We start from the raw sequence: 23,305 nt of genomic DNA, 5'->3' as shown, positions 1-23,305 counted from the left end.
CGCCCGTTCGGCCTGGTCGGGCCGCTCGTTCGGATCGGTCGGGGCCGCTCGTCGGGCCCGGTCAGGGCGCGTTTTCCGAGTCGCGCCCATCCTTCGGATGAAAAGCGTACAAACTAGGCTTTCTGCATGGACCCCACGCCAGAGCCCTCCGCCGCCGCGCCCGAGCCGACACCCCATCGGGTGCCGGAGATCGCCTCGCTCGGGCTGGACACCCTGGTCACCGAGGTCGCGGAACGCCTGCAGTCGGCCGCCGCGGTCACCGACCGGATGCAGCGGCTGCTGGAGGCGGTGGTCTCCATCGGCGCCGGGCTCGACCTGCACGCCACCCTGCACCGGATCGCCACCGGCGCCGCCGAACTCGTCGACGCCCGGTACGCGGCCCTCGGCGTGATCGCCCCCGGCCGCACCGGCCTGGCCGACTTCATCCACGTCGGCGTCGACGACGAGACCGCCGCCGAGATCGGCGACCTGCCCGCCGGCCGCGGCATCCTCGGCGCGCTGATCGACCGCCCCGAGCCGCTGCGGCTCGCCGAGCTCGGCGCCGACCCGCGCTCCTCCGGGTTCCCGCCGCACCACCCGGAGATGAAGACCTTCCTCGGCGAGCCGATCCGGGTCCGCGACGAGGTCTTCGGCAACCTCTACCTCACCGAGAAGAAGGGCGGCGGCGCCTTCACCCCCGAGGACGAACAGGTGGTGCACGCGCTCGCCGCGGCGGCCGGCGTCGCCATCGAGAACTCCCGGCTGTACGAGGAGGGGCGGCGCCGGGAACGCTGGATCGCCGGCGCCTCCGCCGTCACCACGGCGCTGCTCTCCACCGACCAGGCCGAGAGCGCGCTCACCGTCGCGGCCGAGCAGGTCCGGGAGCTGGCGGACGCCGCGCTCGGCATGATCCTGCTCCCGACTGAACCGACGGAGGACGGCGACGGGCAGATGCGGGTCGCCCACGCCTCCGGCGAGGCCGCCGAGTTCGTCCGGGGCGAGCTGCTGCCCAGGGAGAGCTTCGCGGCCCGGCTGCTCGCCGGGGAGAGCGTCTACCTGGACGACATGTCCAGCGACCCGACCGTCGAGATCCGGCTCGCCCGCGCCTTCGGCCCGTCGATGGCCGTCCCGATGGTCGCCGCCGGGCGGGTGCTCGGCGGGCTCTGCGTCTGGCGCCCGCGCGGCGCCCTGCCGTTCACCGACACCGAGAAGCAGCTCGCCGAGACCTTCGCCTCGCAGGCCGCGCTGGCCCTGCGGCTCGCCGAGGGCCAGCGCGACCAGCAGCGCCTGGCCGTCTTCCAGGACCGCGACCGGATCGCCCGCGACCTGCACGACCTGGTGATCCAGCGGCTGTTCGCCACCGGGATGATGCTGGAGAGCGCGGCCCGGCGGTCCGTGGTGCCCGAGGTGAAGGTCGGCATCGGCAAGGCGGTGGACGAGCTGGACGCCACCATCCAGGAGGTCCGCACCACCATCTACGCCCTCCAGCACGACAACCACGGCGACGCGCCGGACACCCTGCGCACCCGGGTGCTGCGCGAGGCCAGCCAGGCCGCGGCCGCGCTCGGCTTCAAGCCCTCGGTGAGCTTCGTCGGGCCGGTGGAGAGCCTGGTCGAGGAGAAGAACGGCCGTCAACTGCTCGCCGCGCTCAGGGAGATGCTCTCCAACACGGCCCGGCACGCACGGGCCTCCCGGGTCGGCGTCGAGATCGACGCGACCGCCCACCTGGACGACGCCGGACGGCCGGTGAGCGGCGACCCGGAGTCGCTGGACCGGGGCGGGCGCCCGGGCGTGCTGCTGACGGTGACGGACGACGGCGTCGGCATCCCGGCGGGCGGCCGCCGCAGCGGCCTGCTCAACCTGACCCGGCGGGCCGAGGCGCTCGGCGGCGCCGCCTGGCACGAGGCCGGGCCGTACGGGAAGGGCACCCTGGTCCGCTGGACGGCCCGGCTCTGAGCCCGGCCCGATCCTCCTCGGCGGTTGGCCGGTGAAAGTTAAACGAGGGAGAACTTCCCGACCAACACCGCAAGTTGTGAACGTTCTGGGCTTTCCGTGGGTCCGTGTGCACACATAGCTTTGCACCGGTCTCGGAGGGGTAACCGGACGGGGGGAGCAGTGGACGCGTCTGGCCGCGGGAACACCGCAGCAGGGGCAAGTCGAGGCGGGTTCAGGACGGAGCGCGCCCCGGACGGGCGGTACCGCTGGCAACTGAAGGCGCCGAACGGCCGGGTGGTGGCCATCACCGCCGCCATGTTCGAGACGCCCGTCGAGGCCGAGCGCGGCTTCGACGGATTACGCGTCGGCGCCGCCGAACTCACCGCGCGGATCACCCACGTCCGGGACGGCATCGGCTGGATCTGGGTCGTCCCCGGGTCGCGCAGCCTGCCCGAGGTGCGTTCCAGCCGCGCGTACGAGCGGTACGCGACCTGCCAGAACGCCTTCCGGCGCTTCGTCGTGCTGCTGGCCAAACAGCCCGCGCGGGACCTGCCCGTCCGGGACCTTCCCGCCCGGGAGCTGCCCGGGCGTGACCGTCCCGGTCGCGACCAATCGGTTCGCGACCAAGCAGTTCGTGAGCGGCTAGTTCGTGAGCAGTCCGGTCGGGAACGCCCCGCTCGCGACCTGCCGGGCCGTGAACTTCCCCGGAACACCGTCTCGTTGAGACGCCCCGATGGCCGCTGAGGGGCGCGGCCCCCGTCTGCTGATCGTCCCCGCACCCGAACGCTGCCTGGGCTGGGCGCTGCGCGCCGCCAACGGGCGGCCGCTCGGCGTGGGCGTGCGCACCTACCGCAGCGAGGAGGAACTCGCCGAGGCGGTCCGGGTGTTGCTGATCGAGCGGGCGGCCCTGCGATGTTCGGTGGCCCAGTCCGAGGGCCGGCAGTGGGTGTGGTCCGCCTACCTGCCGGCGCGCAGCACCCGGCGGACGGGGGTCGAGCCCGCGCCGGTGGCGCGCAGCGCCCGCGGCTACCTGCGGCGCGACCAGTGCCAGGCCGGCGCCGAGGGCTTCCTGTCCGGACTCCAGTGGGTGGGGCAGGAGTTGCGGCGGGGCGGTCGGGACGGCCGCTGGCCGCTGTGAGGCGGTCGGGGCCCACGTGCAGTTCCGGTGAAGCGCAGGTTTCCGGCAACACCCCGAGTCGCCACCTGGAGAAGAACGTCACCGGCCTCCGACCACCCCCTTTCCTCTCCGCCACGCCCGCGCTGACCAGTCGCTAAACCTCGTCGAACCGATGAGTCGACAATCCCGGCCCGCCCTCGACCTCCCTTCCGGCGGAACCTCCGGGCCGGACAGGATCTGCACTGCCGGAGCGGCCGCAGCGGACGCGGCCACCGGCCCCGGGCTCCCAACCAGAGCACGGGTCCACGCGATGGACGTCTCTCCCACCGGAGGAAGAGAAACATGCGTAAGACCGCTGCCAAGCTGCTCACCGTTGCCGCTCTGGCGACCTCCCTCGCCACCGTCGCCTCGGGCTCGGCCATCGCCGACCCGGCCGCCGGTGTCACCCCGGCCGCCCAGGACATCGTGGGTGTCGGCTCGGACACCATCCAGGTCCTGCTGAACCAGTTCTCGGCCGACTACAACGCCTCCCTGGGTGCCGGTTCCACCGCGCCGCGCCTGTACAGCTGGGACGCGACCGGCACCTCGCCGATCACCACCAAGACCGGTGCCACCTCGATCGCCCGCCCGAACGGTTCCGGCGCCGGCATCAAGGCCCTGGTCGCCAACACCAGCGCGACCGTGGACTTCGCCCGCTCCTCGCGCGGCCCGGCGGCCACCGACGCCCACGGCCTGGACTTCGTCGCGCTCGCCAAGGACGCCGTCACCTGGTCCGCCCCGAGCACCGGCAACGCCCCGGCGCAGCTCACCTCGGCGCAGCTGACCGCGATCTACAACTGCACCACCACCAACTGGAACCAGATCAGCGCGAGCCTGCCGAACGCCACCATCAAGCCGTTCCTGCCGCAGGCCGACTCCGGCACGCGCTCCTTCTTCCTGGGCGCGATCGGCGTGAGCACCCCCGGCGCCTGCGTCACCACCGGCCCGGAGGAGAACGAGGGCACCGACGCCAACCTGACCGACCCGAACGTCGTCTTCCCCTACTCCGTCGCCCACTACCTCGGCCAGACCGTCGGCGGCCACGGCACGGCGACCGACGCCCCCGGCAGCCTGACCCTGCGCAACATCGTGGTCAACGGCGCCACCCTGACGCCGGTCACCAACAACGTGATCAACACCAAGTTCGCCAACTCCTCCTTCGGCCGCGTGGTCTACAACGTGATCCGCGACACCGAGTGGACGGCGACCGACGCGCACGGCCAGGCGCTCCAGGCCATCTTCGGCTCCAACGGCTGGATCTGCAACGACCCGGTCGCCTCCGCCGACCTGGCGAGCTACGGCTTCCTGGCCACCCCGGCCTGCGGTGTCGCCACCCTCACCTGATCCACCCTCACCTGATCCATCCCGCACCATCCGGCGGCCACGGGCTTCGCGCCCGTGGCCGCCGGCCCACCGGCAGGACGTCTCGGAGGGAACGGGCCGGCCGATGACCGAGTCGGCCCCCGACCACCACGTCCACCTGCTGCCGACCGCGGCCGCGGTGCCGCCACCCTCACCCTCAGCGCGAAACCTTCCTCTCCCAAGGAGACCCGCATGTCCCGTACCACCGGTCGGTTCCTCGCCGGCGGCGTCGCGGTCGTCCTCGCCGTCACCGCCTTCGGCGGCGTGGCCGCGGCCGACACCGCTCCCGTTCCCACCGGCAGCGCCGTGGTGACCGAGAACAACACCTTCCTCCAGTCCGCGGCGAGAAACGGTGTATTCATCGTTCCGCTGCCGAACGCCAGCGTCTCCTACAACACCACCGCGGGCCTGGCGACGAGCCTCCCGGTGACCGGCGGCAGCGTCAACCTGCGCGGCTACTACGGCAACGCGACGCTCGGCGGCAGCCTGCTGTTCGTCGACGTCTTCACCGGCAAGAGCGTGCTCTTCAAGCAGCTCGCGTTCAGCGCCGACGACTGGCGCCTCACCGGTGTGCCGGACGGCGCCACCGACCCGGTCCTGCTGTTCAAGCCGGCCGGCCTCCAGCGGACCGAGCAGAGCGGCACCACGCAGTCCCTGACCGCGTCCGCCCTCACCGTGGACGCCGCGGGTGCGCAGTTCCTCGACAGCAAGCTGAACACCTCCTTCTTCACGAACGGTCAGGCGGTCGGTTCCTTCGCGCTGACCTTCAACGGCTGAGCACCGCTTGCCGGTTGGTCCAGGCCCGTGCCGACAAGGCGCGGGCCTGTTTTCCGTGGAGGCGTCAACTCCGGCAGCGAGGTGCCGCGTTGTGGTCTCGTACACGCGGGCGACCGGATCCGGCCATCTGCGGCTGGCCGAATGGACGGGTACCGGAATCGTTGGCCGCTCGATGCCTGATCCCCTGCGCCGCGTCTCCCGGCGGCGCGCACTAGCACGGAGGTGCCCGCCATGAGAGTCCGACCGCCCGACCGGAGACCTTTGGGCCGGTGGCGCCGCCGACTGCCCGCTCTCGCGATGGTGTGGTCGTCGGTGGTCGCTGTCGGCGTGCTGCCGATCGGCCTGGGGGCGCTGCCGCAGGCCGTGGCGGAGGACTCCGCCGTCACGGTGCCGGGGCCCAAGGTGTGGCAGCCGAACGAGGGCGTGTACGGCCCCGAGGGCAGCGTGAGCGTCGTGCAGACCAAGAACCTGGTCAACCAGGTGGTCCACGTCGGCTGGAAGGGGTTCACCCCGACCTCGGACGCCAACGGCGACCCCTGGCTGAACGGGCCGGCGCCGCGCAGCGAGCAGCCCTTCTACCAGGTGCGGGTGTACCAGTGCCGGGGCACCGACCCCAAGGTCACCGACTGCTACGACAGCACCCTGTACAACGCCGACGCGGCGGCGGGCTTCCAGCAGAAGACTCCCGCACCGGGGACGACCTTCCCCGACTACCCGTCGAACATGGTCGTCTCGGTCACGGGCGCGGACGGTTCCGGCTTCGCGGACATCGAGCTCTACACGGCCGACCAGAGCCCCACCCTGGGCTGTGACGACAAGCACCCGTGTTCGCTGGTCGTCGAGCCCAACTACGGTGGCGACTCCATCGCCTGGGCGGACAAGACCCGCAAGGGCGTCCTCGGCTGCGACAACCACAGCCTGGACCTCGACTTCGGCATGGCGTCCGACCTGAAGCTCAACGGCACCATCAACCGCTACACGAACATGAAGACGTCCGAGCAGTGCTCCTGGGAGCGCCGCACGGTGGTGCCGTTGGAGTTCGCCCCCACAGCGGCGGCCTGTCCGGACCAGCACGCGGCCTTCCGGGTGGCCGGACTCGAACCGGCCAAGCGGGCGATGGCGCAGTGGCAGGCCGGGCTGTGCCAGGGCACCGAGCCGATGTCGCTCACGTACGGCTTCGCGAACGGCGACGCGCAGGCCCGCTCGGACTTCCTGTCGGGCGGCGGCGACATGGCGCTGGCGTCCCGGCCGGACACCCAGACGCCGCCACCGCGCCCGTACGTCTACGCGCCGATCGCGACCTCGGGGATCTCCGTGGTGTTCGTCGTGGACGACCCGAACACCGGTCGGCAGATCAGGAGCATGAAGCTCAACGCGCGGTTGCTGGCCAAGCTGCTCACGCAGTCCTACGCCTCGCCCGGCGCCGCGATCCCGTCGGTGAAGGGCAACCCGATCTGCATCTTCGACGACCCGGAGTTCCAGAAGCTGAACCCGCTGCCCTCGGACGGCACGGTCTCCTGGCCCACGGGTTGCCTCTCGAACAACACCAGCCCGACGGTGTTCGGCGGCACGGCGGACATGACGTACCAGCTGACGTCGTGGATCGCCTCGGACCCCGACGCGGTGCGCTTCCTGGACGGCGAGTCCGACCCGTGGGGCATGCACGTGGACAGCTTCTACCTGCGCCCCGCCTTCTCCGGCTACCCGACCGACTCCCTCGTCCGGCAGGACTCCTCGGGGATCCCGGACGCGAAGGAGGACGCCAAGCGGAACTGGAAGCAGTTCGAGTGGAACCCGATCTCGACCGGGCTGAACGACGTGGTGCGCAAGGTGCTGTGGAACCAGCCCAACTGCGTCAACGGGGACACGAAGTCGGACGGCTCGCACGACCTGTGCCCGCCGCTCAAGATCGGGAAGCGGACGCTGTTCGCGATCATGGACACCGGTGAGGCGAAGGCCTACTCGCTGCCCGAGGCCCAACTGCTCAACCCGGCCGGCGGTTTCGTCTCGCCGGACGGCCCGGGCTTCCAGGCGGCCGTCGCCGACATGACCGTCGACCAGGCCACCGGCGTGCAGTCCCTGCCGTACGGCACGTCCGACTCGGCCCTCTCGCGTGACCAGAAGGCCTACCCGCTGACCGCCGTGCAGTACGCGATGCTCCCGACCAAGGACGTCGCGGCCGGCAAGGTGGCCGCGATGACCAAGTTCATGCGCGCGGTGACCACCACCGGCCAGGTCTACGGGTACGAGCCCGGCCACCTCGCCCCCGGCTTCCTCGCCCTGACCGCCGCCCAGCGGACCCAGGCCGGGGACGCGATCGGCCACCTGGAGGCGCAGGACGCCAAGCTGCCCGGCAACCAGGCCGCGCCGCCGAACCCGCCCGCGACCGGCGGCGACGGTTCGACGCCGGCCTCCGGTACGGGGGGTGGGCAGGGCGTCGCCCCGGTCACCCAGGTCGGTGAGGGCGGGGCGTCCGGCGGGAGCGGGGCCGCGGCCTCCGGCGAGACCGGGGACCAGGCGTCCGGCGGGTCCGGCGGATCCTCCACCGGTGGCCTGTCCGGCACCGGTGCGGGCGCCGCATCCGGTGGAGCGGGAACGGCGGCCGGTGGAACGGCGGCCGGTGGAGCGGCGGCGGGTGCCGGGGCAGGTGCCAAGCCCGGTGCGACGCCCAGCACGCCCGGCAAGCCGCTGTCCGCCGCGCCCGTCGCGGCCGGTACTCCGGCGCCCGACCGCTCCGGCGCCGCGCGGCTGCTGCTGCCCGTCGCGCTGATCGGCGGCCTGGTGCTGCTGGTCGGCGGTCCGGCGGTCCTCTTCCTGGGCGGGACGCCCGCCGGGGCGCGGGCGCTGGCGGAGGTCCGGAAGGGCTGGTCGCGGTTGCGCCGCCGTCCGTGACGGTCTGACGCGGGACACAACAGAATCACCGAAGCACGACTCGGCGGGGCCGCCGTTTCGGCCCCGCCGAGTCGTTTTCGCTTGGCTGAAGTCGCTTGGCTGAAGCCACTTGTCCGAAGTCGCTTGGCTGAAGTCGCTTGGAGTCAACGCGCGTTGCGCCTGGTACGGAATCGGCCAATGGTCCGGCCGCGCGTGATCGAAGGCAAATACCTCCCACATCAAAGGACTTGGGCGAGAAGCCCCAGTACGGACATGTCATCCGCCGATCCGGCCAGGCCGCGAGGAGTTCCCAACTCCGCCGCCGAGTTGCCGCGTTGGGCCCTCGTACACACGCACGACCCGATCCGGCCACCTGTGGATGGCCGAATGGGTACGCACCGGATCCGTCCCCCGCACCCGAGCACGGAGAGCAGACCATGACATCCGCCGCCGAGCCAGCGGCACCGTACGCCGGGGTGCCAGGCCAACCCGGCCACGGGCCCGACCGGGACGTCCCGCGCACCATCACCGCCCCCGCGACCCCGGGCGACCGGTTGTTCCGCGGGGTGCTGCGGGTCGCCGGGCTCTCAGTCTTCGCGATCATGGGGATGATCGCGTTCTTCCTGGTCCTGCGGGGCACGGACGCGCTGCGCGCGGTCGGCTGGTCCTTCCTGACCGAGCAGAAGTGGCAGACCGCCGCGCACAACTTCGGCATCGCGGCCGTCCTGCCGAACGGCCTGCTGATCGCCGTCATCGCCCTGGTGATCGCCGTCCCGGTCGCCCTCTTCACCGCGATCTTCATCTCCGAGTACGCGCCGGTCCGGCTGCGGGCGGCGCTGATCTCGCTGATCGACCTGATGGCGGCGATCCCCAGCATCATCTACGGCCTGTGGGGGCTGTTCTTCCTCCAGCCGCGCATCATCGGCTTCGTCCGCTGGCTGACCAACCACCTCGGCGACACGATCCCCTTCCTCAAGGTGCGCACCGGCGACATCGGGACCTCCTACACCTCCTCCACCTTCATCGCGGGCGTGGTCGTCGCGTTGATGATCATCCCGATCGTGACCTCGCTCAGCCGGGAGGTGTTCTCCCAGGCCCCGCAGGGCGAGCGGGAGGGCGCGTACGCGCTGGGCTCGACCCGTTGGGGGATGGTGCGCGCGGTGGTCCTGCCGTTCGGCAAGGGCGGGGTGATCGGCGCGATCATGCTGGGCTTCGGCCGGGCGATGGGGGAGACGATCGCGGTCGCGCTGATCGTCTCGCCGAGCTTCAAGACCATCACGCACATCCTGGAGAACGGCGCCAACTCGATCTCGGCGCTCATCGCGCTGCGCTTCGGCGAGTCGGACGCGCTCTCGCTCTCCGCGCTGATGGCAGCCGGCCTGGTGCTGTTCGCGCTGACCCTGCTGGTCAACGTGGCGGCCGGCTTCGTGATCAACCGGTCCCGCTCCGGGGCCTCCACCGCGGACTGAGGCGGCGTACCGACATGATCCACCGCGTCGAAGGGACGACCCGATGACCACCCTCGACCTGCCACCGGTCGCCGCGTCCGGGCCCGGAGGTCCGATGCCCTCCGGCCCCGCCGAGGCCCCCGCCGAGGCCGCGCCACCACGACCCCAGACCAAGGTGCGGCTCGGCGGTGTGACCCGCGAGGACGTGTTCACCGTGGCCGGCTCGCTGGTCGGCTCGCTGGCGCTGAACTGGGCGCTGTACGAGCGGGTGCTGCCGTTCAGCGGCGCGTTCGGCTTCCTGGTCTGCTGGTACCTCCTGTTCCTGGCGGGCTACTTCGCGCTCGGCCGGCTCCAGTGGGGCAAGCTGATGGTGCGCGACCGGCTGGTGTCGGTGGCCTCCTGGAGCTCCGGGCTGCTGGTGGTCGCGCTGATCGTCGACCAGATCGGCTACGTGGCCAGCCGCGGCTTCGAGGCGGCCCAGCACCTCAACTTCTTCACCGAGTCGATGGAGCGGACCGCCGCGCTCTCCCCGATCACCTCCGGCGGCGCGCTCAACGCGATCGTCGGCTCGCTCGAACAGCTGGGCCTGGCAACGCTGTTCGCGGTGCCGCTGGGCATCGCGGCGGCGATCTTCATGTCCGAGGTCGGCGGCCGGCTGGCGCGCCCGGTGCGGACGCTGGTCGAGGCGATGACCGCGCTGCCCTCCATCGTGGCCGGCCTGTTCATCCTCGGCGTCTTCATCATCACCTTCGGCTTCGAGAAGAGCGGCTTCGCGGCCTCGCTGGCGCTGACCGTGATGATGATGCCGATCGTCACCCGGGCCGCCGAGGTGGTCATCCGGCTGGTGCCCGGCACCCTGCGGGAGGCCTCGTACGCGCTCGGCGGCAGCCAGTGGCGCACGGTGTGGAACGTGGTCCTTCCCACCGCCCGGCCCGGTCTGGTGACGGCGGTGGTGCTCGGCATGGCGCGCGGCGTCGGCGAGACCTCGCCGGTGCTGCTGACCTCGGGCTTCACCTCGCAGTTCAACGCCGACCCGCTCCACGAGCACCAGGTGTCGCTGCCGCTGTACATCTGGAACTACGTCAAGCAGCCCTATCCCGAGATGGTCGCCCGCGCCTTCGCGGCCGGACTGACCCTGATGGTCCTGGTGCTGATCCTCTTCGTCACCGCGCGCGTGCTCGGCGGCCGCAAGCCGGGCGAGCTGACCAGGCGCCAGAAGCGCCGGATCGACCTGGAGGCGCGGCGCGCCGAGGCCGCCGCGCGAGCCGCCCGGCCGTCCGACACCGTCCGTCCGGCGATGGCGCGGACCGCGTCCGCCCCTGCGTCGGCCACCGCCCTCCCACTCCCCGGGAACAGCTGATGACCCACTCAACCACCCTCCGTCCCAGAGGAGTCCCCATGTCGTGGGAGGCTGCCGGCCGCGCCGTGGCCCGCGCGCTCGCCCTGCTGATGTCCCTGTTGCTGCTCGCGGCCGCGCCGATGCTGGGGCCGGGCTCCCGGGCCTTCGCGGCGAGCGTCGCACTGAGCGCGGACGGGTCCAGCTGGGCCGGTCCGGCCATCGACCAGTGGCGCCAGGACGTCGGGTCGCAGGGCATCCAGATCAGCTTCAACCCGGTCGGCTCGGCGGCCGGCCGCAACTCCTGGACCCTCGGGCAGAACGACTTCACCGCCTCCGACGTGCCGTTCCGCACCACGCCCGACGCCGGCGTGAACGACGCGGGCCGCCGCAACGGCCAGGGCAGCGCGGAGCAGCCGACCTACGGCTTCTCGTACGTGCCGATCACCGCCGGCGGCACCACCTTCATGTACAACCTGGTGGTCGGCGGCAAGCAGGTCCGCGACCTGCGGCTCTCGCCGCAGACCGTCGTCGACATCTTCACCAACAAGATCACCAACTGGAACGACCCGAAGATCACCGCCGACTACGGCAAGACGCTGCCCAACCTGCCGATCACCCCGGTGGTCCGCTCGGACGGCTCCGGCGCCACCGCGCAGTTCACCCGCTGGATGGAGCACACCCACAAGGACCAGTGGGACGCGTACTGCTCCTCCGTCAACGGCGTCTCCTGCGGTGACTACACCGAGTTCTTCCCGCCGTCCGGTCGGATGGTCGCCCAGAACGGCTCGGACGTCGTCGCGGGCTACATCAAGGCCTCCTCCGGCCTCGGCACCATCGGCTACGACGAGTACGCCTTCGCCAAGCGCAGCAACTGGCCGGTCGTGAAGGTGCTCAACCAGGCCGGCTACTACTCGCTGCCGACCGCCTCCAACGTCGCCGTGGCGCTCACCGCGGCGAAGATCCGCGGCGTCGACGACAACACCCCGGTGTCCGACCCGAACTACCTGCAGCAGAACCTCGACGGCGTCTACACCATGGACGACCCGCGCTCCTACCCGATCTCCAGCTACAGCTACGTGATCGTGCCGCGCTCCGGGGCCGCGCTGCCCCCGCCGCCCCGCTTCAACAACGACAAGGGCAGTGCCCTCAGCCGCTTCCTCGCCTACGTGCTGTGCGAGGGCCAGGGCGAGGCGGACGGCCTCGGCTACTCGCCGATCCCGCGCGGCCTGGTCAAGGGCGGCCTGCTGCAGACCCGGAGCATCCCCGGCAACGCCAGCCCGGTCGACCCGGACACCCTGTCCAACTGCGCCAACCCGACCTTCAACTCGGCCGGTGAGCTGACCGTCCTCAAGAACGCGCCGCAGCCCAGCCCCTGCGACAAGCAGGGCGCTCCGCTGGACTGCACCGTGCAGGGCGGCCAGGCCGTCAAGACCGGTTCGGGCACCGGAGGTTCCAGCAGCGGCGGCAGTGCCGGCGGTGCGGCCGGCGGTACCGGTGGCGGCGGCGGTACGGGTGGCACGAGCGGCGGCAGCGGCGGCGGCACGGGCCGGACCGGCAACGGTACGAGCGGTGGTGCGTCCGGCGGCACGGGCGGTGGCGGCGCGGGCACCGGCGGCACCGGCGGCACCGGGGACGGCGCCGCGGCGGCCGACGGCGCGGCCGGCACGGACCCGAACGCGGCCGACGCCGCACCGGGCGACCCGGGCACCGAGGACGTGGTCGACCCGCAGACCGGCCAGGTCGTCGCCCGCGGCCGCGGCGGCAGCACCGAGGTCGCGGCGAACGTGGTCGAGGTGTCCGGCAAGCCCGAGGACTGGACGCTGAGCACGCTCACCGCCCTCGAACTGCTCGCCGTGGTGCTCGTCCCGCCGCTGCTCGGCCGGCGGCTGCTGCGCCGGCGCAAGTCCTCGGACGGCGCCTCGTGACCGCCCCGGTGCTGGAGAAGCCGGCCGCCCCCGCGCGGCCGGCCACGCCCGCGGGCCCGCCCGCCGCGTCCCCCGCGGCCGGGCCCGCCGCCGCCCCCGGGCGGCGCCGCCTCCTCCAGGGCGCCCGGGTGGCCTGCCTGCTGGCCGCGCTGGTGCTGGGCTTCGTCGGCTACCTGTTCACGCTCTCGCACGTCCAGGAACGGCACTTCCAGTCCACCGCGTACAAGACCTTCCGGGACCAGCTCGCCCGGGCCGTCGCCCCCACCGGGGCCGCCGCCGACGGCGCCCCGGTGGCCCTGCTGGACATCCCGGCGATCGGCCTGCACCAGGCCGTCGTGGTCGAGGGCACCACCGGCCGGGACCTCATGCGCGGACCCGGCCACCGCCGGGACACCGCCCTGCCCGGCCAGGGCGGCGTCGCGGTGCTGTTCGGCCGCGGGGCCACCTTCGGCGCGCCCTTCGCCGAGCTGTCCGGGCTCCGGGTCGGCGACAAGATCGAGGCCACCACCGGGCAGGGCAAGTTCACCTACACCGTCAACGTGTACGGCGACGGCGACCACCCGATCACCGACCCGGCCCGCAACCGGCTCGTCCTGGTCACCGGGGACTCCGACTGGATCCCCGGCTCGACCGTGATGGTCGGCGCCCGGCTGGACGGCGACCCCGAGCAGAACCCCGGCGGCCGGCCCCGGACCGTCCCGTACGACAAGGCGCTGGCCGCCGACAAGGGCGCGCTGGCCACGCTGCAGCTGTGGTCGCTCGGGCTGCTCGGCGCCGTGCTCGGCGCGCTCCTGCTGGCCCGGTACTGGCGGGCCTCGGCGGCCTACCTGAGCCTCGCGCCGGTGCTCGGCGCGCTGCTCTGGGCGGTCTACGAGAACGCCGCGGCCCTGCTGCCCAACCTCTACTGAAGCGCCCCCGGAAGGCCGTACCGATGACGGATGCACCGATGACCGACACCCCGACCGCCGGCCTGGGCACGGCGGGCGCCCCGGCGACCGACCCGGCCGCCGACACCCTCACCCTCCCGCCGCTGCCGCCGGACCCGCACCCCGGCGGCGAGCCGCTGGCCGGGCTGGAGACCAGGGACGTCTCCGCCTGGTTCGGCGCCCGCAAGGTGCTGGAGCGGGTCTCGCTGGCGATGCCGGCCGGCGAGGTCACCGCGCTGATCGGCCCGTCCGGCTGCGGCAAGTCCACCTACCTGCGGATCCTCAACCGGATGCACGAGATGGTGCGCGGCGCCGCGCTCGCCGGCGAGGTGCTGCTGGAGGGCGACGACGTCTACCGCCCCGGCCGGCGCCCCGCCGAGGTGCGGCGCCGGATCGGCATGGTGTTCCAGCGGCCCAATCCGTTCCCGGCGATGTCCATCCAGGACAACGTCGCCAGCGGCCTGAAGCTGGCCGGGATCAAGGTCTCCAAGGAGGAGCGCCGGGACCTGGTGGAGACCAGCCTGCGCCGCGCCGGGCTCTGGGACGAGGTCTCCACCCGGCTGCACACCCCGGGCGGCGCGCTCTCCGGCGGGCAGCAGCAACGCCTGTGCATCGCACGGTCGTTGGCGGTCTCGCCGGACATCCTGCTGATGGACGAGCCGTGCTCGGCGCTCGACCCGACCTCCACCCGGCGGGTCGAGGAGACCATCGCCGAACTGCGCGGGCGGCTCACCATCGTGATCGTCACCCACAACATGCAGCAGGCCCAGCGCGTCTCGCAGACCTGCGCCTTCTTCCTGGCCACCCACGACACCCCGGGCCGGATCGTGGAGGCCGGGCCGACCGCGCAGGTCTTCGGCAACCCGCGCGACCAGCGGACCTCCGACTACGTGAACGGCCGCTTCGGCTAGGCCCGGCCGGTACGTCCTGGGGGGCCAGGGGGAGCTGGGGGAGCTAGGGGGCTACGGGAGCTGGGGGAGCCGCAGCAGCTCCTCCAGCACCGCCGCGACGCCGTCCTGCTCGTTGCTCACGGTGTGCAGCGGCACCGCCGCCAGCACCTGCGGGTGCGCGTTGGCGACGGCGTACGCGGTGCCGGCCCAGTCCAGCATCTCCAGGTCGTTCGGCATGTCGCCGAAGGCCACCACCTCGCTCCGGTCGATCCCGTGCCCGGCGCACCAACGGGCCAGCGTGCTGGCCTTGGTGACGCCGGGCGCGCTGATCTCCAGCAGCGGGATCGGCGCCGAGCGGGTGATCTCGGCCAGGTGCCCGGCCACCTCCCGGGCCTGGACGAGGAACGTGTCCGGGTCGAGGTCGGGGTGCTTGGCCAGCAGCTTGAACAGGCCCCGGACCGGCCCGCCGGCGCTCAGCAGCTCCTCCGCCGGGCCGACCGCGTGCTCCAGGTCGTCGCCCCACATCGGCACCGCGTACTCGGGCTCGCGGGCCCACCCGTCCGGGTACTCGAAGGCGAACGCGGTGCCGGGCAGCTTGGCGCGCAGCACCTCGACCACTGCCAGGGTGGTCTCCACCGGCAGCGGGAACGACTCCAGCAGCTCGCCGCGCCGCACGTCCACCACCGCGCCGCCGTTCGAGCAGATCGCCACCCCGTGGCCGCCGATGTGCGCGCTCACCTGCTGCATCCAGCGCGGCGGACGCCCGGTGACGAACACCACCTGCACCCCGGCCGCCTCCGCGGCCGCCAGGGCCGCGGCGGTGCGTTCGCTGACGGTGCCGCCGGCGCACAGCAGGGTGCCGTCCAGGTCGGTGGCGATGAGGCGGGGGGCGGTACGGGCTTCGGTCACCGGTCCATCTTCGCCCATCGGTGCCGCACCGGTCACCGGCGAGGACGGACCTCGTCGCGGACCCGCAGGACGGCGCCGCCGACCCGCCGGGACCGGGCCGCCGACCCGCCGGACCTGTGGCTTTCGGCCCTCAAGACGCCGTTTCCGGCCTATTCGCCCGCCGGCCGGGGTGTCCCCGGAGCGCGACGGGCAGGAGTGTGCACGGCCACCCCGTCGGCAGGAAGAGCCATGCCCACTCGCCAGCTCCGAGACGAGCCTCCCCCGACCGCCCCGCCCGCCGCCTCCCCGGACGCCTCCCGCGAGCCGGTCCTGCTCGGCGACGTCCTCTTCCACACCCTCGCCGAGATCGCCCGCCGCGCCCCCGAGCCCCGCCTCCCGGCCCAGCGCACCCGCCCGCACCCGTAGCTGTGCCACCGCCGTTGCAGGGTGCGGAATTTGATGCTGTCTCACCCCTGGTCGCGCATTGTTCGATTCCCTAAACTGCACTCCCCACCACCGGCGCCGGAGCACGTCATCGGGGCGTGCTCGGCCGCGCCGGCCGGCCCCACCAGGAGGTCTTGACATGGTCAAGCACTACTTCAAGTACGCCCTGAGCACCCTCACCGCCGCCATGTTCGCTCACATGGCCTGACCGAGTCGTCCCGGCCTGGGCCGGGGTGAGCATCCCCGGCCCAGGTTCCAGGAGGTCTCGTGTTCGGCACTGCGGTGAGTCAACTCCGGTACGGCGCATCGATCCTGCTCAACCGCAGGATCCGGCCCCAGGACCTCGGGCGGATCGCCGACGACATGGTCCGCACGCTCGCCGAGTTCGGCGAACCGGGCGCGGACTCGGCGCTGCTGCCGGGGCAGGCCGGCCAGGTCGACCCGGAGGTGCGGCGCACGGTCACCCGGCGGAGCCTGCGGGCCACCGCGCGCGCCGCCGTCCGCCACACGGCCTACTACCGGCGGACCTTCGACGACCTCGGGATCGACCCCGAGACGCTCGACACGGAGACCTGGTCGCGGGTGCCCGTCACCCCGAAGGCTGCCCTGCGCGGCCTGCCCGCCGCGTTCGTCTCCGCCGCCGCCGCGCCCGCCCTGATGGCGCTGACCACCGGCACCAGCGGCACCCCGACCGCGGTCTGGTACTCCCGGGCCGAGTTGGAGACCACGATCGCCCTCAGCACCATCTCGGCGGCCCTGACCCTCGGGCTGCGCCCCCGACACACCGTGGCCTACGCGGGCTGCTCCAGGGCCACCCTGCCGCTGGTCGTCGCCGAGGAGTCCACCACCCGGGTCGGCGCCTCGTTCGTCCAGTTCGGGACGATCGACCCCGCGCTCGCCCTGGACCGCCTCGCCGCACCGCTCGGCCTGCCCGGCAAGGCCCCGCAGATCACCCACCTCACCGCCTCCGCGTCGTACCTCTCCGCGCTCGTGCAGGAGGCCGAACAGGGCGGGTGGCGGTCCGCGGACTTCGGGCTGGAGAGCATCGGGGTGGGCGGCGAAGTGCTGTCGGCCCCCCTGCGGGAGCGGGCCGAAGCGGCCTTCGGCGCACCGGTGTCCACGTCCTACCTGATGACGGAGACGCTCCCCTCGGGCGGCACGCCGTGCTCCCAGGGGCATCTGCACCACACCACCGAGTTCGGGCACCTGGAGGTGCTCGACCCGCAGACCTGGGCGCCGACCGCGCCGGGGGAGGTCGGGATGCTGGTGCACACCCCCTTCGTGCCCTACCGGGAGTGCACGCTGCTGCTGCGGTACGCCACCGGCGACCTGGTCCGGCTGCCCGTCGGCGAGACCGGGTGCGAGTGGGCGCACCTGCCGGCCACGTCCGCCGTCCTGGGCCGCTGGTCGGGGCCGCTCAGCGCCTCCGTGCCGACCAGGGACGTCCTCGACCTGGTCGAAGCGGAGCCGGACGTGCCGCTGCCGGCCCGGTACGCGCTGACCGAGGAGCCGGACGGCGGTGCGCTGCTGCACCTCCTGGTCCGGGCGCTGCCCGCGGCGACGCTGCACCGCAGGCTGGAGGAGCGGGCGTCGGCGGCGGGGCTGCCGCTGGCCGGCATCGTGCTCCACGACGACCGGTCGAAACTGCCGCCGTCCAGTCCGGTCCGCGCGGACCTGCGGGAACACACCTTCGAGTCGGCCCGTCCGGTCGGCGTCCCGGCCGGGAGCGGCGCATGAACGCGATCCCCCTCATCGCCCTGAGCTGCTGCGTGGCCCTGCTGATGGCCGCGGCCGGGGGATACCTCGTCCGCGTGCGGATGCCCAGGCCCCCGGTGGGCGTCTACACCTCCGGCGACATCGCCGTCCTGTGCGTCGGCGTCGTGCTGGCCCCGCTGCTCTACCTCAAGCTGCCGGGCGTGGTCGTCTCGGCGCTGTTCGGCCTGGTGCTCTGCCTGGCGGTGCAGTTCACCCTGGCGCCGGTCTGCTCCGGCCGCTGGGCCTGGGGCCTCGCACTCGTGGCCGCCGGAGCCACGGCGGCGTGCAGCGGCCACCCCGTCGCGGTGCGCGCCTGTACCGACGTGATGCTCGCCGTCGCGGTGGTCGGCGTGGCCAACCTGTGGACGCAGAGCGGAATGCGGTCGGCGCACGCGGCCGGCCTGGCCGCCGTCCTGTCCTGCTACGACCTGGTCGCGACCACCCTGACGCAGGTCACCGCGAACTTCGTCACCCAGGTCCAGGGAAGGCCGTTCGCCCCGATGCTCGTCCTGACGGGCGGCAGCCCGCCGGTCGCCGTGGGCCTCGGCGACCTGCTCCTCCTCGTGCTGTTCCCACTGGTCGCCGCCAAGGCCTTCGGACGCACGGCCGCGTTGCTCGCGGCAGCCGTCGGAGTGGTCGTGACCAGTGCGGTCAGCGCGCTGTTCGCCCTGGGCGCGCTGACGGCGGGCTTCCCCCTGCTGACCGTGCTCGGCCCCCTGATCGTGGTCCAGCACGTGGTGTGGTCACGCCGCCTGGGCGGCGAGCGGACGACGGCCCGCTGGCGCGCTGGCACCACGTCGCCGGCCCCAAACCTCGACCGCCTCCAGCCGGACCCCGCCCTGACGTCGGCCCTGTCCCTCACCCCGCCCGCCGGGCTGGCACCGGGTACCTGGATCGCGATCGCCGACGGCCGGATCCTCGGCACCGGCAACTCCCCCGGCCTCGCCCGCCGCAACGCCCGCAGGCACGGCACAGCCACCCTCCCCATCGTGCGCCAACTCTGACCGGCCGCCCTTACTGACTTCGGCGCGCCAGGGTGAACTGTCCTGGTTTGCCTGACGAGTTCGGTGTGGTGGCTGTATCCGATGGTGTGTGAGATACGCGGATGGGGGCGGGCTGACCGCCTCAGGACGGCTGCGCCGGGAGACGGTGCGGATGCAGGCGGCCGAGCTGTTCGAGCAGGAGGTCAAGCCGGCAGAGGTGGCCCGGCGCCTACGGGTGAGTGTGAAGTCGGCCTACCAGTGGCACCAGTTGTGGCGCGACGGCGGGGTCGAGGCGCTGGCATCACGCGGCCCGGGTGGGTCACGGTGCCGCCTGTCCCCGCGATGCCTGGAGAAGCTCGCCGCGTATCTGGACCAGGGCCCGGCCGCACACGGCTGGGTGGAGGACCAGGTGTGGACTGCTTCGCGGGTGGCCACGCTGATCGGGCGGACGTTTCACGTCTCGTACAGCGTCTCGGGCGCTACACGGCTGATGCACAGACTCGGCTTCACTCCGCAGATGCCCGCGAGACGGGCCGCGGAACGTGACGAGCAGGCCGTGACCGCGTGGACGGAGGTGACCTGGGCGGAGGTAAAAGAGCCCGGGCGGACTGCGACGGGTGGGTCTGCTTCGAAGACGAGGCCGGCTTCACGCGCAGGCCGCCCCGTGGACGCACCTGGGGACGGCGGGGCATCACCCCTGTCGTGAAGGTCTCCGGCAGCCGCTCCGGACGTGTCTCGGTCGCTGGGCTGATCGCCGTGCGGCCGGGTTCCCGGACCAGGCTGTCCCACCGCATCCGGCGGCACACCGGTCGCAAGGGCGAGCGGCGGAGCCTGTCCGAGCGCGACTACATCGGCCTGATCGACGGAATCCACCATCTGGTGAAGGCGCCGATCGTGCTGGTCTGGGATCGGCTGAACACCCATGTCTCCCACGTGATGCGCGAGTTGGTCGCCGCCAGGAACTGGCTGACCGTATACATCCTGCCCGCCTACGCGCCGGACCTGAACCCCGTGGAGTGGCTCTGGGCGCACGTCAAGCACAGCCTGGCCAACCTCTCCTCGGTCGCCGTGGACCGTCTCGAAGCCCTCGTCCGCAACCGGCTCAAACGGCTCCAGTACCGCCCCGACATCCTCGACGGCTTCCTCGCCGGGACCGGCCTCTCCCTGGACCTGCCACCACCATCACCCTGAAACGCCGAAGTCAGTAAGCGGCTTTCAGCGCCCTTCTACCGACGGCGGCCACGGCGTTCGCGGCGTTCCCGGCTACGGGCGATGGGCCTGGCCCGGCACGCGCCGTGCGCTGGTGAACCGCTGCCGTCGCCCGCCGGCCGCCAGTTCGCCGAGGCGCTCACCGACGACGGAGACACCGGGCCGGGGCTCCTGCGCGTAGTACCAGGGCTTGCGGCGACGCAACAGTTCCTCGCCGTGCTCGCTCCAGGTGAACCCGGGTTTCCGCAGCAGCTTCCGGAACACCGAGTCGGCGGTCTCCGGGTGGGCGGTGGCCAGTCGCCGGATCGGCAGTGGCGTGATCGACTGCTCGCGCAGGTACGTGCGCAGCAGGTCCTGGTGCGGTTTGCGACCTGTGAGGGAAGGACCGGCGAAGAGGTCCCGCAACAGCCCGTAGTCCGCGTAGAAGTTGAGCCCGTCGACCTCGTCGTAGATGACTCCGACGGTGTCCGCGTCCGCAAGGTCCCGCGGCAGCTCGAAAGCCGGGAAGTCGAGGCCCGGGAGCCGCCGGCCCCGGGCGCGGTCGGGATGCCCGGCGGCGGCGTCCTCCTGCCGGTGCCGGTAGTAGGCGTTGAGCCGTTCCTCGGCTTCGGCGGGCGGAAGGACCAGTTCGTCGCTGCCGAGGAACTCGACGAACGCGTCCCGGTCCGCCCGCATCGACTCCCATCCCTGCTCGATCTTTTGGTCGGCCGTTGCTCGATCATGAACTCGCTCTGGTTCAAGCGTAGTTCGCTTGCCATGAGCGTCTCGATGTAGACCACGGCTCAAGCTTGGGGATCTTCAAGGCGACATAGGCCACAACTGGCATCGGCCTACGTCGCCATCGAAAGCCCCCTCGCCACCGCCTTCCTCCCCGTAACTCAGGTGGCCAGCAGGCTGCCTCAGCACGGTGGTCGAAAGGTGCCACTGTGGCGAGCCTGAGCAGCCCTTCCCTCGGGGCGCCGATCGTTGATGCACTCAACCGGATCTCCGCCCTGGCCACTGTCCCGGTGAGTGTCTACGATCCCCGTGATCGCGACTTCAATCACTACCTGCTAACCCACCTCGGCGCGCTGACCAGCCGGGACTCGCGCGCCGATCTCCTGACCGGTACGCACAGTCTGTGGTACGAGTACCCCTGTCTGCAGCTCCACCAGGAGCTGGCCGACCTGGACGACGCTCTGGCAGCAGTGCTCCCGCCTGTGGTGACCGCGATCGAAGGGAACTGGCCCCGGAGGCACGTGAATTGCACGACGCATTGGCCGATTAGCCCGGCAACAAGAAGGCCGACTCCCGGGAGATCGAGATCGGCTGCTGGACAAGGTCGAGCAGCAGACAGACCTTCTCGCCAAGTGGGCCGGGTCTGGCGTCGATGTGACGCTCGATGGAACGGAGTTCGTGGTCGCCCAGGGCCGCGACAGCTGAGTCCCGACGCCTGTCCGCCAGTGGCCGATCGGCCACTGACGGACAGGTTGCTCGGTGTGGGTCGGCGGCGCGAACCACGGGGAGCGAATCCTCGATCAGGCCAGCTGGGCGAGGCCCTCGGTGGCGATCTTCTCGAAGACGGCGAGGTCGTTCTCGAAGATCGAGTCCGGGACGGGCCAGTGGATCACCAACTCGGTGATGCCCAGGTCGCGGTAGGTGCCGGCCCAGTCGACGAAGGCGTCCAGCGACTGCAGCGGCTTCTCGGCGGTCGAGCCCTGGAGCAGCACCTTCTCCAGCTCGCCGGCGTCCCGGCCCCGTGCCTCGCAGGCGGCCGTCAGCTTCGCGATCTGCGCGGCGATCACGCCGGGCGCCTGCTCGACCGGCACGTCCGCGGGGCCCTTCGGGTCGCCGTACGTCACCCAGCCCTGCCCGTGCTCGGCCGCGAGCCGCAGCCCGCGCGGCCCGGCCGCGGCGACGTAGAACGGCACCCGGGGGGTCTGCACGCAGCCGGGGATGTTCCGCGCCTCGACCGCCGAGTAGTACGTGCCCTCGCGCGTCGTGGCGTCGGTGCGCAGCAGCTCGTCCAGCAGCGGCAGGAACTCGCCGAAACGGTCCGCCCGCTCCTTCGGCGACCACGCCTCCTGGCCCATCGCCGTCGCGTCGAAGCCGGTGCCGCCGGCGCCGATGCCCAGGGTGACCCGCCCGCCGGACACGTCGTCCAGCGTGATCAGCTCCTTCGCCAGTGTCACGGGGTGGCGGAAGTTCGGCGACGTCACGAGGGTCCCGAGCCGCAGGCGCTCGGTCGCGGTGGCCGCCGCGGTCAGCGTCGGGATCGATCCGAACCACGGCTCGTCGCGGAACGACCGCCACGACAGGTGGTCGTAGGTGTACGCGGCATGGAACCCGAGCTCCTCGGCCCGCCGCCAGATCTTCTGCCCCTCGCTCCACCGGTGGATGGGGAGGATCACGGTACTCAGTCGCATGGTGTCGACCCTATGCGTCGGAACGGCCGCGCGGCCCTCGCGTCTCCCGACCGGGTCGCCGAGGGTCGCCGAGGGTCGCCGAGGGTCGCCGAGGGTCGCCGAGGGTCGCCGAGGGCCGTCGAGGGCCGTCGAGGCGGATGCGACAGGTCAGGCATCGGCGGTCCGGTGGGGCCGGGGGAAATCCGTACCCGGGACGCGCGCTCCGTGCTTGACTGCCGGGCATGCAGACGACGATCAGATCGCCTTGGGGAATCACCAGTTACGGTGCGGCAAGTGTCCAGGTGGCACCCGACGTCGCCCGGATCCGGCTGGGAATCGACCGGACGGAGGGTTCGCCCGAGCAGGCCTTCGCCGCCGCGCGAGCGGCCATCTCCGGCCTGCGCGAGGCAATACGGGCCCATGGCGTCCCGGACGGGCAGGCGTCGGCCTCACGGCTCGATCTCCAGAATTCGTGGAACGGCTACGGTGCGGACCGGCAGTTCCTCGGATACCGCTGCCAGGCCGCGTTCGCCATCGAGTACCGGGACCTCGACTCCCTCGAACCGTTCCTGATCGCCGCGGTGGAGGCGGGGGCCAACCAGGTGGAGGGCGTCGACTTCGACGTCCGCAGCAAGCCGGCTCTGAGGGCGCAGGCCCGGGCGGACGCCGTCCGGGTCGCGAGGGCGAAGGCCGAGTTGTACGCGGAGGCCGCGGGCGTGCGGCTGGGCCAGGTCGTCCACATCGAGGACGTCGACCCGGAGAGCATCGGAAGCGGCCGGTACCGCGGGCACGGCGACTCCGGTGGCGTTTCCGAGGCGGACCTCGCGCCGGGTGCCGTCGTGGTCTCGGCCGCGGTCGTGCTGGGGTTCGCGATCGCCGCCCCGTAGCTTCTGGTCGCGCCGCCCGGAGTCCGGCCGGAGACCGCCGCCCCGATGTCGCCGCCGCCGGATTCCGCGTGGCCGGCCTCCGCGTGGCCGGCCCCCGCGGAGGCGATGAGGACGTGCCGACCCTGAGTGGGAGATCCTCCTCCCCTT

Annotated in this window: 19 protein-coding genes and 1 pseudogene; 17 read left to right on the top strand and 3 right to left on the bottom strand. The window is 72.4% G+C overall.

What is annotated here, in order from left to right:
• The first annotated feature begins 126 nt into the window (after window positions 1-126).
• The 11 genes from OG556_RS17075 to OG556_RS17025 all read left to right on the top strand — a co-directional run bounded on the left by OG556_RS17075 (window position 127) and on the right by OG556_RS17025 (window position 14,629).
• Window positions 127-1,935 carry a GAF domain-containing protein gene (locus tag OG556_RS17075; protein WP_371517796.1) on the top strand — a complete coding sequence of 603 codons (1,809 nt, stop codon included), beginning with the start codon at window positions 127-129 and terminating at the stop codon, window positions 1,933-1,935.
• A 294-nt stretch (window positions 1,936-2,229) separates the two neighbouring features.
• Complete coding sequence (locus OG556_RS17070) at window positions 2,230-2,658, top strand: hypothetical protein (RefSeq protein ID WP_371517795.1); 429 nt, start codon at window positions 2,230-2,232, stop codon at window positions 2,656-2,658.
• On the top strand, window positions 2,648-3,052 hold the full coding sequence (locus OG556_RS17065; RefSeq protein ID WP_371517794.1) for a hypothetical protein: 405 nt from the start codon (window positions 2,648-2,650) through the stop codon (window positions 3,050-3,052). The genes OG556_RS17070 and OG556_RS17065 overlap by 11 nt, the downstream gene beginning before the upstream one ends.
• Window positions 3,053-3,373: 321 nt before the next feature.
• Window positions 3,374-4,414 carry a PstS family phosphate ABC transporter substrate-binding protein gene (locus tag OG556_RS17060; RefSeq protein ID WP_371517793.1) on the top strand — a complete coding sequence of 347 codons (1,041 nt, stop codon included), beginning with the start codon at window positions 3,374-3,376 and terminating at the stop codon, window positions 4,412-4,414.
• A gap of 210 nt (window positions 4,415-4,624) precedes the next feature.
• Complete coding sequence (locus OG556_RS17055) at window positions 4,625-5,209, top strand: hypothetical protein (RefSeq protein WP_371517792.1); 585 nt, start codon at window positions 4,625-4,627, stop codon at window positions 5,207-5,209.
• A gap of 312 nt (window positions 5,210-5,521) precedes the next feature.
• A complete protein-coding gene (locus tag OG556_RS17050; protein ID WP_371517791.1) occupies window positions 5,522-8,101 on the top strand; it encodes a hypothetical protein in 2,580 nt (859 codons plus the stop codon).
• Window positions 8,102-8,556: 455 nt separating this feature from the next.
• A complete protein-coding gene (gene pstC, locus OG556_RS17045) occupies window positions 8,557-9,549 on the top strand; it encodes a phosphate ABC transporter permease subunit PstC (RefSeq protein ID WP_371517790.1) in 993 nt (330 codons plus the stop codon).
• A gap of 43 nt (window positions 9,550-9,592) precedes the next feature.
• Window positions 9,593-10,888, top strand: a complete 1,296-nt coding sequence (gene pstA, locus OG556_RS17040; RefSeq protein WP_371517789.1) for a phosphate ABC transporter permease PstA — start codon at window positions 9,593-9,595, stop codon at window positions 10,886-10,888.
• Between the two features lie 38 nt (window positions 10,889-10,926).
• Window positions 10,927-12,792: a substrate-binding domain-containing protein gene (locus tag OG556_RS17035; RefSeq protein WP_371517788.1), complete on the top strand. Its 1,866-nt coding sequence runs from the start codon at window positions 10,927-10,929 to the stop codon at window positions 12,790-12,792.
• Window positions 12,789-13,700 (top strand): class E sortase, encoded by a 912-nt coding sequence (locus OG556_RS17030; RefSeq protein ID WP_371517787.1) that lies wholly within the window; start codon window positions 12,789-12,791, stop codon window positions 13,698-13,700. Before OG556_RS17035 ends, OG556_RS17030 begins: the two co-directional genes overlap by 4 nt.
• Window positions 13,701-13,738: 38 nt before the next feature.
• Complete coding sequence (locus tag OG556_RS17025; RefSeq protein ID WP_371517786.1) at window positions 13,739-14,629, top strand: phosphate ABC transporter ATP-binding protein; 891 nt, start codon at window positions 13,739-13,741, stop codon at window positions 14,627-14,629.
• Between the two features lie 51 nt (window positions 14,630-14,680).
• Here OG556_RS17025 and OG556_RS17020 read toward each other — a convergent pair whose 3' ends face one another.
• Window positions 14,681-15,535: an HAD family hydrolase gene (locus tag OG556_RS17020; protein WP_371517785.1), complete on the bottom strand. Its 855-nt coding sequence runs from the start codon at window positions 15,533-15,535 to the stop codon at window positions 14,681-14,683.
• A 210-nt stretch (window positions 15,536-15,745) separates the two neighbouring features.
• Between OG556_RS17020 and OG556_RS17015 the strand changes: the two genes are divergently transcribed.
• The 5 genes and pseudogenes from OG556_RS17015 to OG556_RS16995 all read left to right on the top strand — a co-directional run bounded on the left by OG556_RS17015 (window position 15,746) and on the right by OG556_RS16995 (window position 19,869).
• Window positions 15,746-15,922 (top strand): hypothetical protein, encoded by a 177-nt coding sequence (locus tag OG556_RS17015; RefSeq protein WP_371517784.1) that lies wholly within the window; start codon window positions 15,746-15,748, stop codon window positions 15,920-15,922.
• Between the two features lie 285 nt (window positions 15,923-16,207).
• Window positions 16,208-17,677 carry a phenylacetate--CoA ligase family protein gene (locus OG556_RS17010; protein WP_371517783.1) on the top strand — a complete coding sequence of 490 codons (1,470 nt, stop codon included), beginning with the start codon at window positions 16,208-16,210 and terminating at the stop codon, window positions 17,675-17,677.
• Window positions 17,674-18,699, top strand: coding sequence for a hypothetical protein (locus tag OG556_RS17005; RefSeq protein WP_371517782.1), 1,026 nt, complete (start codon window positions 17,674-17,676; stop codon window positions 18,697-18,699). Before OG556_RS17010 ends, OG556_RS17005 begins: the two co-directional genes overlap by 4 nt.
• Window positions 18,700-18,811: 112 nt before the next feature.
• Window positions 18,812-19,363, top strand: a pseudogene (locus OG556_RS17000) (winged helix-turn-helix domain-containing protein); the annotation flags it as partial.
• Window positions 19,258-19,869 carry a transposase gene (locus OG556_RS16995; RefSeq protein WP_371522728.1) on the top strand — a complete coding sequence of 204 codons (612 nt, stop codon included), beginning with the start codon at window positions 19,258-19,260 and terminating at the stop codon, window positions 19,867-19,869. The pseudogene OG556_RS17000 and the gene OG556_RS16995, both read left to right, overlap by 106 nt.
• A gap of 72 nt (window positions 19,870-19,941) precedes the next feature.
• Here the strand turns inward: OG556_RS16995 and OG556_RS16990 are convergent, their stop codons facing one another.
• Entirely contained in the window at window positions 19,942-20,562 is a 621-nt protein-coding gene (locus tag OG556_RS16990; RefSeq protein WP_371517781.1) for a hypothetical protein, read from the bottom strand.
• 842 nt (window positions 20,563-21,404) lie between these two features.
• Window positions 21,405-22,292, bottom strand: coding sequence for an LLM class flavin-dependent oxidoreductase (locus tag OG556_RS16985; RefSeq protein ID WP_371517780.1), 888 nt, complete (start codon window positions 22,290-22,292; stop codon window positions 21,405-21,407).
• A gap of 221 nt (window positions 22,293-22,513) precedes the next feature.
• On the opposite strand from OG556_RS16985, the gene OG556_RS16980 reads away from it, so the two are divergent.
• Window positions 22,514-23,158: an SIMPL domain-containing protein gene (locus tag OG556_RS16980; protein ID WP_371517779.1), complete on the top strand. Its 645-nt coding sequence runs from the start codon at window positions 22,514-22,516 to the stop codon at window positions 23,156-23,158.
• The last annotated feature ends 147 nt before the right edge of the window (window positions 23,159-23,305 follow it).

The sequence above is a fragment of the Kitasatospora sp. NBC_01300 genome, from assembly GCF_041435235.1.
GTDB lineage: Bacteria > Actinomycetota > Actinomycetes > Streptomycetales > Streptomycetaceae > Kitasatospora.
The sequence above is the reverse complement of the archived record's forward strand: the minus strand, read 5'-3'. Positions and strand labels throughout refer to the sequence as shown.